Origin of the sequence: Klebsiella sp. B345, from assembly GCF_051131735.1 — a bacterium.
Taxonomy (GTDB): Bacteria; Pseudomonadota; Gammaproteobacteria; order Enterobacterales; family Enterobacteriaceae; genus Klebsiella.
Genome location: NZ_CP180443.1, coordinates 2,734,099 through 2,751,994 on the forward strand (window position 1 = coordinate 2,734,099; position 17,896 = coordinate 2,751,994).

The window sequence follows — 17,896 nt, forward strand, 5'->3', positions numbered from 1 at the left end:
GGTGGCAAACCGATTAACGCGTGGCGTTAACTGCCGCCGTCCACGCCTGGTTGAAAGCCTGATGCTGGGCAGCCAGCGGGCCAATCAGGGTGTTGTACTGGCTGGCCTGCTGCGACGTAGGGAACTGGATCCCGTTCGCCACGAAGCTCACCTGAGTATTTTGCTGAGCGATGAAATCACCCACCTGTACCAGCTGCTGCGTGAAGACCTGCGCGGCAGGGATCAGCGGCTGCAATGCATTGGCCGGAGTGGTCACGACTTTATTGTAAACCTGGTCAAAGACCGGCTTCAGATCGTCACCCTGCTTCAGCGCGCTATGCGCGCCATCGGCCTGCATCTTCGCATTTTCCAGCTGCTGGCTCAGCACGCCCAGCGCACCGTTTGCCTGGCGCAGCGGTTCACGCTGAGTCACATAATCCTGGGGAACGCGAATCGCGCTCACGCTATCTACGACCGGACGCAGACCTGCATCCATCGCCTGACTTACCTGCTGTGAATAGCCGTAAATCACCGCATAATCGGAGACAAAAGGACCGAACTGTTTTTTCTGATCGGCAGTCAGCGTCGGCAGACGTTCGCCGCTACGCATTGCCGTATTTTGCAGGAAATCGATAAACGCTTTGCGCTGATCGCCTTCTTTATCAAAACACCCACTCAGGCTCACCACCATCAATAAGGCCGCAATAGCCGCAAACCAGCGAGAGCAGGACTTTCCTGTCGCCATTTTTTTACTCCTTTCAGCCAAAAAAGCGCACACAGGCACACACGTGCCAGACGCTGACAAGGATAGTCCAGGTCGGCCCGGCAGGATACTCTTTCCTGACAATCTGAGCAGGAAAAGCACGGTTCCCGGCGTTTTATCACCACAGGCCACCGTTTGTTAAGCCCATCACAATTACCGCCATCCTTCATCGGCCAGCAAAAACCAGCAACACCATGATTTAATTAATATTTAAAAAACGCGTTTTCTGCCCGACAGCGAAAGAGAACGATAATCGCACGCTTCCTGGCGTGCCTGCGTTGCCTGGGTTGACGTTCAGTGATTTGATAAACGAGCGATTAACGGCAACTCGTTCGATTATCGCACAAATTATCTTAACGACAGCGAGGGAGTGAGTCATCACCCTGCCCCGCTCTGGCTGCCAGGAATGCCGTATGAATAAGACAACCATCGATATTCAGGCTTTTATTAATGAACATCCGTTTACCAGATATCAGTGGATGATTCTGGCCTTATGTTTTATCACCGTCGCGCTGGACGGGTTCGATACAGCCATTATCGGCTTTATTGCCTCTGACCTGGTGCAGGAATGGGGCGTAGAGAAATCGGCCTTAGGTCCGGTGATGAGCGCCGCGCTGGTCGGCCTGGCAGTTGGCGCGCTGACCGCCGGCCCGCTGGCTGACCGCATTGGTCGTAAGAAAGTCCTGCTCATGTCGATCGTGGTTTTCGGCAGCTTTAGTTTGTTGACCGCTTTCGCCACCAGCCTTAATCAACTGGCGCTGTTACGCTTTTTGACTGGCCTTGGACTCGGCGCCGCGATGCCTAATGCGGCCACGCTGATGAGTGAATACGCCCCTGAACGCCGTCGCGCGTTGCTGGTGAATCTGATGTTCGTCGGCTTCCCGATGGGCTCATCGCTGGGCGGCTTTCTCTCGGCCTGGATGATCCCTCATTACGGCTGGCAAAGCGTCCTGATCCTTGGCGGCGTCATGCCCCTGCTGCTGGCGGTGGCGTTGGTGTTCTTGTTGCCAGAGTCGGCGCGCTACATGGTCGTCAAACGCCAGCCCGCACCGCGTATTGCGGCGATTCTTCGCCGTATCGCGCCGCTGCCGGAGCAGGTTGACTTTACGCTGCATGAAGCCGACCAGGTGAAAGAAAAATCGGCACTGGCCGTGATTTTCTCGCCGCGCTATATCGTCGGTACCGTGATGCTGTGCATGACCTACTTTATGGGGCTGCTCATTTTCTATTTACTGACCAGCTGGCTGCCGCTGCTGATTCGCGAAACCGGCGCGTCGATGAGCCAGGCATCAATCATCACCGCGCTGTTCCCGCTGGGCGGCGGTATCGGGGTGCTGATCCTCGGCGCGCTGATGGACAAGATAAACCCCAATAAAGTGGTGGCTGTAGGCTGGCTGTTGACCGGTATCTTCGTCTGCCTCGTGGGCTTCTCCACCAGCAGCCTGGTCTTAATGGGGGTGATGGTGTTTATTGCCGGCAGCATCATGAACGGCGCGCAATCCTCAATGCCCGCACTGGCCGCCGGATTTTATCCGACGCAAGGTCGGGCGACCGGCGTGGCCTGGATGCTGGGCATCGGTCGATTTGGCGGCATCCTTGGCGCCTTCAGCGGCGCGTTCCTGATGCAAGCCCAGCTCTCCTTCGAGACCATTTTCACCCTGCTGTCGATTCCGGCGTTCTTATCTGCCGGTGCGCTGCTGGTGAAATATAAGATGAGCAAGCAGCAACAGGTATCGCCTCAGGCCCAGGCGAAAAGCATGCAAAAAGCCTGATCCTCAGGCCGGCGGTAAGCCGCTGGCCTGAGCGTTTTCATCAACGTTTACAAAAATTTTCCATTCCCGCTCGTCTGATGATTAATCATCACCTTACCTGCTGTTTTCCCCTGCGTATCGCCGCTCAAACGATAGTATGCATGCACATAATCACCCACATGATCATTATTTGCCTTTTTTCTGACTATTCTTAATAGGCTAAATAAATCTACCCTTTTGCTGTGTGATAAAAGGAGTTCTCAATGGAATATAAAGATCCCGTGTTTGAACTGCTTAGCAGCCTGGAACAAATTGTTTTTAAAGATATTTCTCAGACTACCGCCCAGTCCAGGAAGCCGACCGCATTCAGCGAGTTTGAGCGACTTCGTCAAGGCAGCGGCCTGCAAATTGATGATTTTGCCAATGCCATGGGCGTCAGCGTGGCGATGGTACAAGAGTGGGAATCAAGACGGGTGAAGCCCTCTTCCACCGAGCTCAAATTAATGCGCCTGATTCAGGCAAACCCTCAGCTTTCAAGGCAACTTCTTGACTAAAGTTCTATAATAAAGCGAGGGTCTGACTACGGTCCTGATACGGGACCGTTTTTATTTGTGTGAAAAAAAGGTTTGCTATCGCTGCGCAAAAATGAGTTAATGCTCGCAGGTTTGATGTACAGACCACAGAGCATTGGTATAGAGTAGTCCTTGAGCGGTTATCATAGATACCCCGGTAGTGAACTTTCCCTTTATAGCTTCAAATCTGTAGTCCAGACCTTATCGCCGAAAGGTTCATTTATTATTTAAAGGTATTTCGCTATGTCCGGTAAAATGACTGGTATCGTAAAATGGTTCAACGCTGACAAAGGCTTCGGCTTCATCACTCCTGATGACGGTTCTAAAGACGTGTTCGTACACTTCTCCGCTATCATGAACGATGGCTACAAATCTCTGGATGAAGGTCAGAAAGTTTCCTTCACCATCGAAAGCGGCGCTAAAGGCCCGGCAGCTGGTAACGTAACCAGCCTGTAAGCTTAAATTAAGCTCAGAATTCAAGATCCCTGCCTTACGGCGGGGATTTTTTTTATCTGCTGATCAAAACCGCCGCCTTCACAGAGGGCGGTTTTTTTGTTTTTACAGCGCTGAAAAATGCCAGCCTTCCCTACGCCACTCCAGCGAGTGGGTCAGCCGCAATCCTTGCAGAAAATCATCGTCATGCGACACGACAATCATCGCCCCAGGAAACGTCGCTAATGCCGACTCGATAGCCCGGGTGGACGCTAAATCAAGATGGTTAGTTGGCTCATCCAACAACAGAAGCTGCGCCGCTTCACGCCGCCACAGCACACAGGCCAGCGCGGCTTTTAATCGCTCGCCGCCGCTTAATGCCGACAACGGCAGATTAATTTTATCCGCCCCCAACTGCAGTCGGGCAAGACGGCTGCGTAATGCACCTGCCTCCAGCGGAGTATTATCAAGATTAAGGTGCGCCATGACCGACAGCGACAAATCCAGCTGCGACAAGTGTTGATCCAACCAGGCCGTATGCACCGATACCCGACACTCGCCGGATAGAGGTGCTACCAGGCCCATCAACGTTTTCAGAAGCGTGGTTTTCCCACAACCGTTTGGACCCCGCAACGCCACGCGCAACGGTCCGTCAAGTCGCCAGTCCAGCGGCGGCGTGTCAGAAAAGGCCAGCCGTAAAGCATCGAGGACGAATACCTGTTTGCCGGCGGCAACCTGGCTTCCCGGCAGGGTAAACATCACCGCAGCATCTTCTTCAACCCGCTCACGTGCCTGAGCAACCGCAGCGTTCAGGGCACTATTTTGTTCCCGGTGCTGGCGCTGCAATGTACCCGGACGCTCCTTCGCCGCTCCTTTGTATTTCACCCGCTCAAAGGAGGCGATGTTCAGCGTATCAACCACACGCAGTGTCTGAGCAGAGCGTCGCTGGCTGGCATCATGCTCCTTTTGCATCCGGGCACGCGTGCGACGGCGCTCGGTCGCAGCATGTTCCAACGCCGAACGCGCCGCCTGCTGTTCTATTTCACGCTGTTGCTGATAATCGGTGTAGTTGCCACCGTAGCTGCGCAGCGCGCCGGGCGTGAGCTCAAGTATGCGCGGCATGTTGGCCAACAGCGCGCGATCGTGACTGGCTATCAGCGCCCCGCCGGGCCAGCGTTCAAGCTGCTGATACAACCAATCGCGTCCCTGTCTGTCCAGGTGGTTAGTTGGCTCGTCCAGCAATAAATAGTCCGAGCCTGACAGAAAGGCCCCGCACAGTAACGCTTTCACCCGCTCCCCACCGCTCAGTGACGACGCGAGTCGATCGGGGGAAAACGCCGGCAGATCAGCCTCTTCAAACGCCGCGCTCAGGCGATCGCGCAGATCCCAGAAACCTTCCAGACTATCGACGTCGTCAGGCAGTCCTTCACCGCACTCAAGCCGCCGCAAGGCAGAAAATATGGGCTCATAGCCCAACAGGACGGCCAGCGATGTGCGGGAGGTGATAGCCGGCTGTTGAGCAACATAGGCCAGTGAGGTAGCGTGTTCGATGTGTCCACCTGAGGGCGAATCGATGCCCGCCAGCAGGCGCAGCAGCCGGGTTTTCCCGACGCCATTTCGCCCGACCAGGCCGCAGAGTGATGTCTCCAGCGCGATATTCAGCGGACCAAAAAGCATTTCTCCCGTCGCAAACTGACAGGTAACCTGATGCAAAATAAAAGAGGGGGATTGGGCACAATGGGCCATAAGCACTCCTGAATGAAATCAATACATCCCCTGCTGACGCAGTGCGTTAGCAAGGATCCGAATTCAGCAGGCGTGTTGGTCCATTTCAGTGTGCTCTCAGTGAGAGGAGGGATTCGTCGGGGCACAGGATAGCCATACCCGCCCCCTCATGACAAGATTAATTTTCCAACAACCGCTTTCAGGCCAATCGACTCTCCCCCGCCAGCAGACGCAAAACATTCGCAATATCGCGTGATTTTTATCGCTCAATTATCATTCTATTTTTTTGAATTAGATGCGCAAATTGTTCCAATTTTAATCAATCAATTTTCGCTCTATTATTTATCACATCAGAGCAACAACGCGCTCTTACACACAAAATCACTTAAGGAATATGACCATGAAATCCATCAAAACTTTAGCTGTAGTTTCCGCCCTCTCCCTGATGTCCTTCGGTGCATTTGCCCAGAGTATCAGCACTACCGCCTCCACACTGGACCGCGCAGAAGCGAAAATTGCTGCTCAGGCTGCTGAACAAGGTGCGTCATACAAAATCACCAGCGCCCAGTTTAACAACCGCGTACATATGACTGCCGAACTGACTAAATAAGTCGTCCCCGTTTTTGCCGGGCCGCCGGACGTGAACCAGACAGGCGACAACGACAACACGATGAAGAAGGAATACAGAATGAAAAATATCAGCGTGATCACCGCCCTGTTGCTGGCTGCTTCACTTTCCTCTGGCGTGATGGCCGCAGAACGTCAGCCTGCACAGCCGGAAGCCGGTTCAAACATTGATACCTCAGTGCATCAGAATCGTATCAACGTCAGCCACGCCTTTGATAAAGAGAACCTGACTGCAGGTAATCTGCAGTAAAACAGAAGGGCCGAACGGCCTTTCGATGAGCTAATCCATCGCTTAGCGCATAAAAAAACCTGCCATCGGGCAGGTTTTTTATTATGCAGACGAACCGTTACTGCAGCAGAGAGATATCCGCAACCTGCAGGAACAGATCGCGCAGCTTCGACAGCAGCGTCAGACGGTTGATACGCACGTCTTTATCTTCGGCATTCACCATCACGTTCTCAAAGAACTCATCCACCGGCTCACGCAGAGCAGCCAGTTCGATCAGCGCTTCCTGATAACGACCTTCGGCAAAGTACGGCTGCAGCTTATCGCGCAGTACGACCAGGTTTCTGGCGAGGTTCATCTCAGCAGATTCCTTCAGCACCGAGGCGTGAACGATGTCGTTCAGAACTTCATCGGACTTCGCCAGGATGTTGGAAACACGCTTGTTGGCCGCAGCCAGTGCAGATGACGCTTCCAGAGTACGGAAGTGTGAGACCGCCTTCATACGGGCATCGAAATCTGCCGGACGGGTCGGACGACGCGCCAGTACCGCCTGAATGGTGTCAACGGTGTAGCCTTCATCCTGATACCAGGCGCGGAAACGACCGAGCATGAAGTCGATAACATCATCAACAACCTTCGCGTTGGTCAGCTTGTCGCCGTACAGACGCACCGCTTCTTCCGTCAGCGTCTGCAGATCCAGATTCAGGTTCTTCTCGACGATGATGCGCAGCACGCCCAGCGCGGCACGACGCAGCGCAAACGGGTCTTTATCACCTTTAGGATGCTGGCCGATACCAAAGATACCCGCCAGGGTGTCCATCTTGTCGGCAATCGCCACCGCACAGGCAACCGGGTTAGACGGCAGGTCATCACCGGCGAAGCGCGGCTGGTACTGCTCGTTCAGCGCGACGGCAACGTCTTCGGCTTCGCCATCATGGCGCGCGTAGTGCATCCCCATGACGCCCTGAGTATCGGTGAACTCGAAGACCATATTGGTCATCAGGTCGCACTTCGACAGCAGGCCCGCACGGGTCGCGTGGTTAACATCGGCGCCGATCTGACCGGCAATCCAGCCCGCCAGGGCCTGAATACGGTCGGTTTTGTCGCGCAGCGTGCCCAGCTGCTGCTGGAACAGCACGGTCTGCAGACGCGGCAGATGATCTTCCAGACGCTTTTTACGGTCGGTGTTGAAGAAGAACTCCGCATCCGCCAGACGCGGACGGACCACCTTCTCGTTACCGGAGATGATCTGCTGCGGGTCTTTAGATTCGATGTTAGCCACGAAGATAAAGTTCGGCAGCAGTTTGCCGTCCTCGGCGTACACCGGGAAGTACTTCTGGTCACCTTTCATGGTGTATACCAGCGCTTCAGACGGTACCGCGAGGAATTTTTCTTCGAATTTCGCCGTCAGAACTACCGGCCACTCGACCAGCGAGGTGACCTCTTCCAGCAGGCTTTCGCTGAGATCGGCTTTACCGCCAATCTTCTGCGCCGCGGCTTCTGCGTCGGCTTTAATCATCGCTTTACGTGTTGCGTAATCCGCCACCACTTTGCCGCGCTCCAGCAGAATCTGCGGATACTGATCGGCATTGTCGATGGTGAATTCCGGTTCGCCCATAAAGCGGTGACCACGAATCACGCGGTCAGACGCGATACCCAGAATCGTTGCCGGGATCACTTTATCGCCCAGCAGCAGCGTCACGGTGTGGACCGGACGGACGAAGTGGACGTCAGAGTCGCCCCAACGCATCAGTTTCGGGATCGGCAGTTTCGCGAGTGAGGTTGCTACCATGTTTGGCAGCAGCGCTTCGGCGCTTTCGCCCGTCACATGCGCACGATACAGCAGCCATTCGCCTTTATCGGTAGCCAGACGCTCGGCCTGGTCGACGGTGATTCCGCAGCCACGCGCCCAGCCTTCGGCCGCTTTGCTCGGTTTGCCTTCTGCATCAAACGCCGCAGAGACTGCCGGGCCGCGTTTTTCGACTTCGCGATCCGGCTGAGATGCCGCCAGGTTAGCGACTTTCAGCGCCAGACGACGCGGTGCAGCAAACCATTCAACGGCGCCGTGGGCGAGGCCAGCAGCATCCAGTTCCGCGGTAACGTTCGCAGCAAAGGATTCAGCCAGGCTGCGCAGGGCTTTTGGTGGCAGCTCTTCGGTGCCGATTTCCACCAGGAAAGTTTTATCAGACATGGCCGCCTCTTATTTGTTTTTGTTGCACATCGGGAAGCCGAGGGCTTCACGGGAAGCGTAGTAGGCTTCCGCCACTGCTTTGGTCAGGGTGCGAATGCGCAGGATATAGCGCTGACGCTCGGTGACGGAAATGGCTTTACGTGCATCCAGCAGGTTGAAGCTATGGGCGGCCTTCAGAATACGCTCGTAGGCAGGCAGCGGCAGCGGGTTTTCCAGCGCCAGCAGCTGCTGTGCTTCTTTCTCATACTGCTCGAAGCAGGAGAACAGGAAGTCGACATCCGCGTATTCAAAGTTGTAGGTCGATTGCTCGACTTCGTTCTGATGGAACACGTCGCCGTAGGTAGTTTTACCCAGCGGGCCGTCGCTCCAGACCAGGTCATAAACGCTGTCTACGCCCTGAATGTACATTGCCAGACGCTCCAGACCGTAGGTGATCTCACCGGTAACCGGTTTGCATTCCAGGCCACCCACCTGTTGGAAGTAAGTGAACTGCGTCACTTCCATGCCGTTCAGCCACACTTCCCAACCCAGACCCCAGGCACCCAGCGTCGGGTTTTCCCAGTTGTCTTCCACGAAGCGAATATCGTGAATGGTCGGATCCATACCCAGCTCTTTCAGAGACCCAAGGTACAGCTCCTGAATGTTGTCCGGCGATGGCTTAATGACCACCTGGAACTGGTAATAGTGCTGTAAGCGGTTCGGGTTTTCGCCATAGCGACCGTCGGTCGGACGGCGGGAAGGCTGCACATAGGCGGTCGCCATCGGCTCTGGCCCCAGCGCACGCAGGCAGGTCATCGGGTGAGAGGTGCCGGCGCCGACTTCCATGTCCAGTGGTTGAACAATGGTGCAGCCCTGACGAGCCCAGTAATCCTGTAAGGTCAGGATCAGGCCCTGGAAGGTCCTGGTATCAAACTTTTGCATATTATTTCGTGCTGGATACGTGTGGATTTAAAGGAAGGGATCAGTATACCCGCTGGATGCGAGATATACAGTACGAAACGGTATTGTTTAAACAAAATTGCGGAAATTCGCGCCATCATGGGGCATCAGGGCCCGATTTACCGCATAGAAAGATGTAAAAACTGCCCGTCTGGGTCAAAAGAACAGATAAAGTGCTCATTCTTCGAGGTCAGGCCTGAGAGCTCGTAGCTCCCCTGAAACTGCTCAAAACGGCTGACGTCAACCATTCTGGTTCCGGTACTATAGCGTTTTGCGGCCTGATCCTTGCACAGTTGCTCCATATTCAGGGTAATTTGCGGCGTAATACGCGCACGCTGCGCTTTTTGCACCGGCTGAGCTGGCGACTGGCTGCAGCCCGCGAGCAGGAGCACTAACAGACCAGAAAATAAATATTTCATCACCATTTTTCCCAACCGTTTTGTTAGCAAATTGTTATCTTGCAGGCTACGTGAAATCACCGGACCATTGTGCGAATCTCTCCACATCCCGACAAGAGTATTGCGGGAAACTCGGAATATTCCATTGCGACACCCTCCGGTAAGGGAAGTCAGACTCTCTTTAAGCAGGAGCAACTGAGGCACTGATGCAGGAAAAAATACGCTGGATTACACATTTGCGCGGTATTGCATGCATGATGGTGGTGATGATCCACAGCACCACCTGGTACATCACCCATCCCCACACGATTAACCTGCTGGACTGGGATATTGCCAACCTGCTTAACTCCGCGTCCCGGGCCAGCGTCCCGCTGTTTTTCATGATGTCAGGCTATCTGTTTTTCGGTGAACGCAGCGCCCAGCCGCGGCATTTCCTGCGTATCGTCCTGTGTGTACTGTTCTATAGCGCGCTATCGCTGCTCTACATCACCTTGTTCACCCATATCAACGTACTGCTGTCGCTGAAGAATCTGCTGCAAAAGCCGGTGTTCTATCACCTGTGGTTTTTCTTCGCCATCATCGTCATTTACCTGCTCTCTCCGCTGCTGCAGGTGAAACAGGTGGCGCCCAAAATGCTGCTGGTCCTGATGCTGGTCATCGGCCTGCTGGCGAACCCCAACATGGTGTCGCTCAAAGCCGGCGGCATCGAATGGCTGCCGCTCAACCTCTACATCAACGGCGATACGTTTTACTACGTCCTGTACGGCGTGCTGGGCCGGGCAATAGGCATGATGGAGACGGAGAAAAAATGGCTCACGCTGTTGTGCGCCGGGCTTGTTGCCACGGCGATCTGGGTGATTTCACGCGGGACCCTGCACGAGCTGTCATGGCGGGGCGACTTCGGCGATACCTGGTATTTATACTGCGGACCGGCGGTGTTTATCTGCGCGATAGCCCTGTTTACGCTAGTAAAAAATACGCTAAATCAGCGCCAGATCCCTTTCCTGGCGCTGATTGCCCGCCACTCGCTGGGGATCTACGGCTTTCATGCATTGCTTATTCATGCGCTACGAGCCAGCGGCCTGGTGCTGACCCGCTGGCCGCTGCTGGATATTTTGTGGGTGTTTGGTACGGCGCTGTCGGGCAGCCTGCTGCTGTCGATACTGCTACAGCGCCTGGATACCCGACGTCTGGTCAGCTAACCCCCCGGATTTATGACGACATCAGCGGCAGCAGCTGCTGATAAATCTGCCGGAAGGTTTCCCGGCGCGGCGCATAGCGGGCAAAACACTCAGCGTCGGGTCGGTGCGCCTGTTCCAGCGGCAATTGCGGCAGCAGGTCGGAGAACGCCACACCTTTATGCAGCGCCAGCTGCGCCAGGCGAGCAGCGCCAAGGGCTGGCCCGACGTCACCGCCGGTGCGAAAATCAAGCTGCTGGCCGCTGATATCCGCCAGCATCTGCCGCCACCAGGGACTGCGCGCCCCGCCGCCAATCAGGGTGATACTTTCCGGTTTCACGCCGCAGGCATGCACCACGTCCATACCGTCCGCCAGCGCATAACCCACGCCTTCCAGCACCGCGCGCGCCAGCTCCGCCGGGCCGTGCTGATGGGTCAGACCAAAAAAGACGCCTTTGGCGTGCGGGTTATTGTGCGGAGTACGCTCACCGGAGAGATAGGGTAAAAACCAGATCGTATCACTATTCTCATTCGCCGATTCCGCCGCGGCTATCAGCGCAGGCACCGTGCCGAGGCCGGTCAGTTTTGCGGCCCAATCCAGACAGGAAGCGGCACTCAGCATCACCGACATCAAATGCCAGCGACCCGGCAGGGCGTGGCAAAAACTGTGCACCGCGCTTTCAGGCTTGCTAAGAAAGCCGTTGCTAACCGCAAAATAGACCCCGGAGGTTCCCAGGGAGAGCATGGCCTGGCCCGCATCCGCCATCCCCACGCCGACCGCACCGGCTGCGTTATCGCCGCCGCCAGCCACCACCAGCGCCTGCGGCATATTCCAGGTCTGAGCGACCTCGGCACGCAGCGTACCCGTCACTTCACAGCCTTCGAACAGCGCAGGCATGTTATCGCGGCTCAGGCCGCAGGCGGCGAGCATCTCATCGCTCCAGTCGCGTTTTTCGACATCCATCCACAGGGTACCGGCGGCATCTGACATATCACTGGCATAATCGCCGGTCATCCGCAGACGGAGGTAATCTTTCGGCAACAGAACTTTATCAACTTGACGGAAAACCTCAGGTTCATGGTGCTGAACCCAGAGTAATTTCGGCGCGGTGAAACCCGGCATCATCAGGTTGCCGGTAATCTGCCGCGAGCGCCCCACGGCCTGTTCCAGCTCGGCGCACTCGTCTCCGCTACGACCATCATTCCACAGAATCGCCGGACGCAGGACCCGCTGCTGTTTATCCAGCAACGTGGCGCCGTGCATCTGCCCGGCAATACCGATGGCTTTGACGTCGCGCAGCGCGTGCTGTGCACCCAACGCCTGCATGGCGCGGTCTGTCGCCAGCCACCAGTGCTCGGGGTCTTGTTCAGACCACAGCGGGTGTGGGCGCGATACGTTGAGGGGCGCGGTGTGCGACGCCAGGAGCTCGCCCTGCTCATTGAGCAGAATGGCCTTCACGCCCGAGGTGCCTAAATCAATCCCGATGTACATACGGACTCTCCTTAACCGCGCGCCACGGCTAACCGTGGCGCGCGCATGCATACTAGTGCAACGCCCGGCAGAGCCGGGCGTCATCATTACTTATCAAAGAGATAATAGTTAACCAGATTCTCCAGCTGTTCCTGATGGCCGCTCTGATGCTGCGGCGCCAGATTATGCTGCGCCGCGTACTGGGCGATCTCCATCAGGGTCATTTTCCCGGACAGGATTTGCTGGCCCAGATCGCCGTTCCAGCCGGCGTAGCGTTTCGCGACGCGCTTATCCAGCTCGCCCTCTTCAATCATACGCGCAGCTACTTTCAGCGACAGTGCCATGGTATCCATCGCCCCAATATGACCATAGAACAGATCGTATTTGTCGGTACTCTGGCGACGCACTTTGGCATCAAAGTTCAGCCCGCCGGTGGTAAAGCCGCCCGCTTTCAGGATTTCATACATCACCAACGCATTCTCTTCCACGCTGTTCGGGAACTGGTCGGTGTCCCAGCCCAGCTGCGGGTCGCCGCGGTTAGCGTCGACGGAACCGAACAGCCCCAGCGCAATGGCGGTGGCAATTTCGTGGTGGAACGAATGGCCGGCCAGGGTTGCGTGGTTGGCTTCAATATTCAGCTTGATCTCTTTTTCCAGGCCGAACTGCTTAAGGAAGCCGTAGACGGTAGAAGCATCGTAATCGTACTGATGCTTGGTCGGCTCCTGCGGTTTAGGTTCAATCAGCAGCGTACCCTGGAAACCGATTTTATGTTTGTGTTCAACCACCAGCTGCATGAAACGACCAATTTGCTCACGTTCCTGGCGCAGGTCGGTATTCAGCAGGGTTTCGTAACCTTCACGACCGCCCCACAGGACATAGTTTTCCCCGCCCAGTTTGTGGGTCGCATCCATGGCGGTCACGACCTGAGTCGCCGCCCAACTGAAGACTTCCGGATCCGGATTAGTCGCTGCTCCGGCACCGTAGCGCGGGTTGGTGAAGCAGTTTGCCGTGCCCCACAGCAGCTTCACGCCGCTTTGTTCCTGCTTCGCCGCCAGCACATCCACCATCCGGGAGAAATTCTCCAGGTACTCTTTCAGCGAGGCGCCTTCCGGAGAGACGTCAACATCGTGGAAGCAGTAATAGGGGACGTTCAGCTTGTGGAAAAACTCAAAGGCGACATCGGCTTTACGTTTGGCCATTTCCAGTGCATCGCCCGGCTGCTGCCACGGACGGTTAAAAGAGCCCACGCCAAACATATCGGCCCCGTTCCAGCAGAACGTATGCCAGTAGCAGGCGGCAAACCGCAGATGCTCTTCCATACGTTTGCCCAACACCAGCTCATCCGGGTTGTAGTGACGGAATGCCAGCGGGTTAGTGGTTTTCGGGCCTTCATAACGAACGCGATCGAGTTGATCGAAATAGGTCTGCATAATGAACTCCATATTCAGGGATGCGGCGGGTAATTCGTCTGACCTCAATATAGAATCGCTGTTTTACTTTCCTCAATTACGTTATTTCACACCACCATTGAGAGAATCCACAAACGTGCGCCAGATCCCATAACGCAATATTAATAATCGCGCCGTCATTTTCTCTTCAGAGTCATATCAATGATATAGCGCAAACCATCATTTTTAAAAATAAGATCGTGGTCATAAATCAGCAAACAAACGAAATTTCGTAACCGCAAAATAAGCACAGATAATTGCCAGCAGTCCTCTGGCTGTTAAGAATCTACTAAGTATCAGGCCGTTTCTTTACCCCGTTCGTCTTATCCTGCACCCTACAAAAAAGGCGTTATTATTATGAAGATAAAGAACCTTTGCCTCACGCTCTGTGCTTCACTCCTGCTCACCAGCATGGCGGGTATTGCTAAAGAAGTTAAGATTGGCATGGCCATTGACGATCTCCGTCTTGAACGTTGGCAGAAAGATCGTGATATTTTTGTCAACAAAGCCGAATCATTAGGTGCGAAAGTATTTGTGCAGTCCGCCAATGGTAATGAAGAAACACAAATGTCGCAAATCGAAAATATGATAAACCGCGGCGTTGATGTGCTGGTTATTATTCCTTACAACGGTCAGGTATTAAGTAATGTCATTAAAGAAGCGAAACAGGAAGGGATTAAAGTCCTGGCCTACGACCGCCTGATCAACAACGCCGACATCGATTTCTATATTTCATTTGATAACGAAAAAGTCGGCGAAATGCAGGCCCAGAGCCTGGTTGATAAAACCCCGCAGGGGAATTATTTCCTGATGGGCGGATCTCCGGTCGATAACAACGCCAAACTGTTCCGTGCCGGGCAGATGAAAGTCCTCAAGCCGTATATCGATGAAGGCAAAATTAAAATTGTCGGCGACCAGTGGGTTGACGGCTGGCTGCCGGAAAATGCGCTGAAAATTATGGAAAATGCGCTCACCGCCAACAACAACAAAATTGATGCGGTCGTCGCGTCTAATGACGCTACCGCCGGCGGCGCCATTCACGCATTAAGCTCCCAGGGCCTGGCAGGCAAAGTGGCGATATCCGGTCAGGATGCCGACCTTGCCGGCGTGAAACGGATCATTGCCGGTACCCAGACGATGACCGTCTACAAACCGATCACCACCCTGGCCACGACCGCGGCGGAGATCGCCGTTGAGTTAGGCAACGATAAGCAACCGAAGGCCGATACCACGCTGAATAACGGACTGAAAGATGTCCCGGCCCGGCTGTTAACCCCGGTTGAAGTGAATAAAGGCAACATCGAACAAACGGTGATTAAAGACGGGTTCCACAAAAAAAGCGAATTATAACCCCCGACGCCCCTGCCGGGGCGTTATTTCTGTCCAGCCGGATATCGCTTATGCGGAGCATCTATGTCCTGGTTACTCGAAATGAAAAACATCACCAAATCCTTCGGCACCGTCAAAGCGCTGGATAATATCAGCTTGCGGCTCAATGCCGGGGAAATTGTCTCTTTATGTGGTGAAAATGGCTCGGGTAAATCCACCCTGATGAAAGTCTTGTGCGGCATTTATCCTCACGGCAGCTATCAAGGGGAGATTGTTTTTGCCGGTGAAACGATCACCCCTCACCATATTCGTGACACCGAACGCAAAGGTATTGCCATTATTCATCAGGAACTCGCACTGGTGAAACACCTGAGCGTACTGGAGAATATTTTTCTTGGTGCGGAAATATCCCGCCATGGTTTTCTCGATTATGAAACCATGACCCTGCGCTGTCAGAAACTGCTGGCCCAGGTTAATTTAGCCATTTCACCTGATACCCGCGTCGGCGATTTAGGCCTTGGTCAACAGCAACTGGTTGAAATTGCTAAAGCGCTCAATAAGCAGGTTCGTTTATTAATCCTCGATGAACCGACGGCGTCATTAACCGAGCAGGAAACGGCGATTCTGCTGAATATCATTCGCGATCTCCAGGCTCACGGGATCGCCTGTATTTATATCTCCCACAAGCTGAATGAGGTGAAGGCCATCTCCGACACCATCTGCGTCATTCGCGACGGTCAGCATATTGGCACCCGTGACGCCAGCGGTATGAATGAAGATGACGTGATCACCATGATGGTGGGCCGCGAACTCACCGCCCTCTACCCCAACGAACCACACGAGCGCGGCGACGAAATTCTACGCGTCGAGCATTTAACCGCATGGCACCCGGTGAATCGCCACATTAAGCGGGTCAACGATGTCTCCTTCTCTCTGCATAAAGGCGAAATTCTTGGCATTGCCGGTCTGGTCGGCGCCGGGCGCACCGAGGCCGTGCAATGCCTGTTTGGCGTCTGGCCGGGGCGCTGGCAGGGAGACATTTTCATTGACGGGCAACAGGTTGCCATTCATCACTGCCAGCAGGCCATCGCTCACGGTATCGCCATGGTGCCGGAGGATCGCAAGAAAGATGGCATCGTTCCGGTAATGGCGGTCGGGAAGAACATCACCCTGGCGGCGTTAGATCAGTTTACCGGCCCGCTGAGCAGCCTGGATGATGCCGCCGAGCAGCACTGCATTCAGCAATCCATTCAGCGGCTGAAAATCAAAACGTCCTCGTCAGAGCTGGCCATCGGCCGTCTGAGCGGCGGAAATCAGCAGAAAGCGATTCTGGCCCGCTGCCTGTTGCTGAATCCACGCATCCTGATCCTCGATGAGCCAACCCGCGGCATCGATATCGGTGCGAAATACGAAATCTACAAATTGATTAATCAACTGGTGCAGCAAGGTATCGCCGTCATCGTCATCTCATCCGAACTCCCCGAGGTGCTGGGGTTAAGCGATCGGGTGCTGGTGATGCATGAAGGCAAGCTGAAAGCCAATTTAGTCAACCACGATCTGACCCAGGAACAGGTGATGGAAGCCGCGCTGAGGAGCGAACCCCATGTCGAAAAACACGTCGTCTGAGATTAAAGTTATCCCGCCCGCCCCTGCTGGTCTGCCTGGACTCAAGGGGCTGAACCTACAGGTTTTCGTCATGCTCGCCGCGATTGTGGTGATCATGCTGTTCTTCACCTGGGCCACCGAAGGTGCCTATTTAAGCGCACGTAATATTTCCAACCTGCTACGGCAGACGGCGATCACCGGGATTCTGGCGGTCGGCATGGTCTTCGTGATTATTTCGGCGGAGATCGACCTCTCCGTGGGTTCCATGATGGGCTTGCTCGGCGGTGCGGCGGCGATTTTTGACGTCTGGCTTGGCTGGCCGCTGCCGCTGACCATCGTGGTCACGCTGGTCATGGGGCTGCTGCTTGGTGCCTGGAACGGTTGGTGGGTTGCCTATCGTAAAGTCCCGTCGTTTATCGTGACCCTCGCCGGGATGCTGGCGTTCCGCGGTATTCTGATCGGTATCACCAACGGCACCACCGTCTCCCCCACCAGCCCGGCGATGTCGCAAATTGGCCAAAGCTATCTGCCCGATGGCCTGGGCTTCGGCATCGGGGTGGTTGGCATGGCAGCCTTTATTGTCTGGCAGTGGCGCGGTCGCCTGCGTCGCCAGTCGCTGGGGTTAACCACGCCGGCCCCCACCTCAACGGTGGCGCGTCAGAGCATTACCGCGGTTATTGTGTTAGGCGCCATCTGGTTATTAAACGATTATCGCGGCGTCCCGACGCCGGTGCTGATTCTGGCGGCCCTGCTGCTGGCAGGCATGTTTATGGCGACCCGCACCGCGTTTGGCCGCCGGATCTACGCCATTGGCGGTAATCTGGAAGCCGCGCGTCTGTCCGGCATCAGCGTCGAGCGCACCAAACTGGCGGTCTTTGCTATCAATGGCCTGATGGTGGCGATCGCCGGCCTGATTCTGAGCTCGCGACTGGGGGCCGGTTCGCCTTCCGCCGGGAACATTGCTGAGCTGGACGCCATCGCCGCCTGCGTGATCGGCGGTACCAGCCTGGCCGGCGGCGTGGGGAGCGTCGCAGGAGCGGTCATGGGGGCCTTTATTATGTCGGCGCTGGATAACGGCATGAGCATGATGGACGTCGCGACCTTCTGGCAGTACATCGTCAAAGGCGCCATTTTGCTGCTGGCGGTATGGATGGATTCAGCAACCAAACGTCGCGGATAGGTCCGTTAAGAAAATAATGCCCGAATTTTTTGCGCTACCACCAGATTTGCGCATAAGACGCTTGTCATGATTCGGGCATTGG

At 55.2% G+C, this 17,896-nt stretch carries 16 protein-coding genes; 9 read left to right on the top strand and 7 right to left on the bottom strand.

All coding sequences use genetic code 11. The annotated features are described in order from the left end of the window. Positions 1 to 13 precede the first annotated feature (13 nt). On the bottom strand, positions 14 to 724 hold the full coding sequence (locus ACMYSO_RS12885; RefSeq protein WP_434582585.1) for a DUF3053 domain-containing protein: 711 nt from the start codon (positions 722 to 724) through the stop codon (positions 14 to 16). A gap of 431 nt (positions 725 to 1,155) precedes the next feature. Between ACMYSO_RS12885 and ACMYSO_RS12890 the strand changes: the two genes are divergently transcribed. The 3 genes from ACMYSO_RS12890 (at position 1,156) to cspE (ending at position 3,521) form a co-directional block, all read left to right on the top strand. Next, on the top strand, positions 1,156 to 2,514 hold the full coding sequence (locus ACMYSO_RS12890; RefSeq protein ID WP_434665086.1) for an MFS transporter: 1,359 nt from the start codon (positions 1,156 to 1,158) through the stop codon (positions 2,512 to 2,514). 242 nt (positions 2,515 to 2,756) lie between these two features. Beyond that, positions 2,757 to 3,047 (top strand): HTH-type transcriptional regulator, encoded by a 291-nt coding sequence (locus ACMYSO_RS12895; protein ID WP_434665089.1) that lies wholly within the window; start codon positions 2,757 to 2,759, stop codon positions 3,045 to 3,047. A gap of 261 nt (positions 3,048 to 3,308) precedes the next feature. Next, positions 3,309 to 3,521, top strand: a complete 213-nt coding sequence (cspE, locus tag ACMYSO_RS12900; RefSeq protein WP_004868803.1) for a transcription antiterminator/RNA stability regulator CspE — start codon at positions 3,309 to 3,311, stop codon at positions 3,519 to 3,521. A gap of 102 nt (positions 3,522 to 3,623) precedes the next feature. Here cspE and ACMYSO_RS12905 read toward each other — a convergent pair whose 3' ends face one another. After that, entirely contained in the window at positions 3,624 to 5,243 is a 1,620-nt protein-coding gene (locus ACMYSO_RS12905) for an ABC-F family ATP-binding cassette domain-containing protein (protein WP_434665091.1), read from the bottom strand. A gap of 379 nt (positions 5,244 to 5,622) precedes the next feature. Between ACMYSO_RS12905 and ACMYSO_RS12910 the strand changes: the two genes are divergently transcribed. Together ACMYSO_RS12910 and ACMYSO_RS12915 are read left to right on the top strand one after the other, a co-directional pair. Beyond that, positions 5,623 to 5,832 carry a YdgH/BhsA/McbA-like domain containing protein gene (locus ACMYSO_RS12910; RefSeq protein ID WP_123757170.1) on the top strand — a complete coding sequence of 70 codons (210 nt, stop codon included), beginning with the start codon at positions 5,623 to 5,625 and terminating at the stop codon, positions 5,830 to 5,832. A gap of 78 nt (positions 5,833 to 5,910) precedes the next feature. Next, a complete protein-coding gene (locus ACMYSO_RS12915; RefSeq protein WP_434582582.1) occupies positions 5,911 to 6,099 on the top strand; it encodes a hypothetical protein in 189 nt (62 codons plus the stop codon). A 97-nt stretch (positions 6,100 to 6,196) separates the two neighbouring features. Here ACMYSO_RS12915 and glyS read toward each other — a convergent pair whose 3' ends face one another. The 3 genes from glyS to ACMYSO_RS12930 all read right to left on the bottom strand — a co-directional run bounded on the left by glyS (position 6,197) and on the right by ACMYSO_RS12930 (position 9,630). Further along, positions 6,197 to 8,266 carry a glycine--tRNA ligase subunit beta gene (gene glyS, locus ACMYSO_RS12920; protein WP_434665092.1) on the bottom strand — a complete coding sequence of 690 codons (2,070 nt, stop codon included), beginning with the start codon at positions 8,264 to 8,266 and terminating at the stop codon, positions 6,197 to 6,199. Between the two features lie 9 nt (positions 8,267 to 8,275). Beyond that, complete coding sequence (gene glyQ / locus ACMYSO_RS12925) at positions 8,276 to 9,187, bottom strand: glycine--tRNA ligase subunit alpha (protein WP_004126458.1); 912 nt, start codon at positions 9,185 to 9,187, stop codon at positions 8,276 to 8,278. 137 nt (positions 9,188 to 9,324) lie between these two features. Then, positions 9,325 to 9,630: a YsaB family lipoprotein gene (locus tag ACMYSO_RS12930; protein ID WP_123757382.1), complete on the bottom strand. Its 306-nt coding sequence runs from the start codon at positions 9,628 to 9,630 to the stop codon at positions 9,325 to 9,327. A gap of 179 nt (positions 9,631 to 9,809) precedes the next feature. Here ACMYSO_RS12930 and ACMYSO_RS12935 point away from each other — a divergent pair, with 179 nt between their 5' ends. Next, a complete protein-coding gene (locus ACMYSO_RS12935) occupies positions 9,810 to 10,805 on the top strand; it encodes an acyltransferase (protein WP_434665095.1) in 996 nt (331 codons plus the stop codon). Between the two features lie 10 nt (positions 10,806 to 10,815). Here ACMYSO_RS12935 and xylB read toward each other — a convergent pair whose 3' ends face one another. Then, positions 10,816 to 12,273: a xylulokinase gene (xylB, locus tag ACMYSO_RS12940; protein WP_434665097.1), complete on the bottom strand. Its 1,458-nt coding sequence runs from the start codon at positions 12,271 to 12,273 to the stop codon at positions 10,816 to 10,818. Positions 12,274 to 12,359: 86 nt separating this feature from the next. Beyond that, entirely contained in the window at positions 12,360 to 13,682 is a 1,323-nt protein-coding gene (xylA, locus tag ACMYSO_RS12945; RefSeq protein WP_434665099.1) for a xylose isomerase, read from the bottom strand. 375 nt (positions 13,683 to 14,057) lie between these two features. Here xylA and xylF point away from each other — a divergent pair, with 375 nt between their 5' ends. From xylF to xylH, 3 genes are all read left to right on the top strand, one after another. Further along, entirely contained in the window at positions 14,058 to 15,050 is a 993-nt protein-coding gene (gene xylF, locus ACMYSO_RS12950; RefSeq protein ID WP_434665101.1) for a D-xylose ABC transporter substrate-binding protein, read from the top strand. A 63-nt stretch (positions 15,051 to 15,113) separates the two neighbouring features. Then, positions 15,114 to 16,655: a xylose ABC transporter ATP-binding protein gene (locus ACMYSO_RS12955; protein ID WP_434582576.1), complete on the top strand. Its 1,542-nt coding sequence runs from the start codon at positions 15,114 to 15,116 to the stop codon at positions 16,653 to 16,655. Next, positions 16,633 to 17,814, top strand: coding sequence for a xylose ABC transporter permease XylH (xylH, locus tag ACMYSO_RS12960; protein WP_434582575.1), 1,182 nt, complete (start codon positions 16,633 to 16,635; stop codon positions 17,812 to 17,814). The genes ACMYSO_RS12955 and xylH overlap by 23 nt, the downstream gene beginning before the upstream one ends. The last annotated feature ends 82 nt before the right edge of the window (positions 17,815 to 17,896 follow it).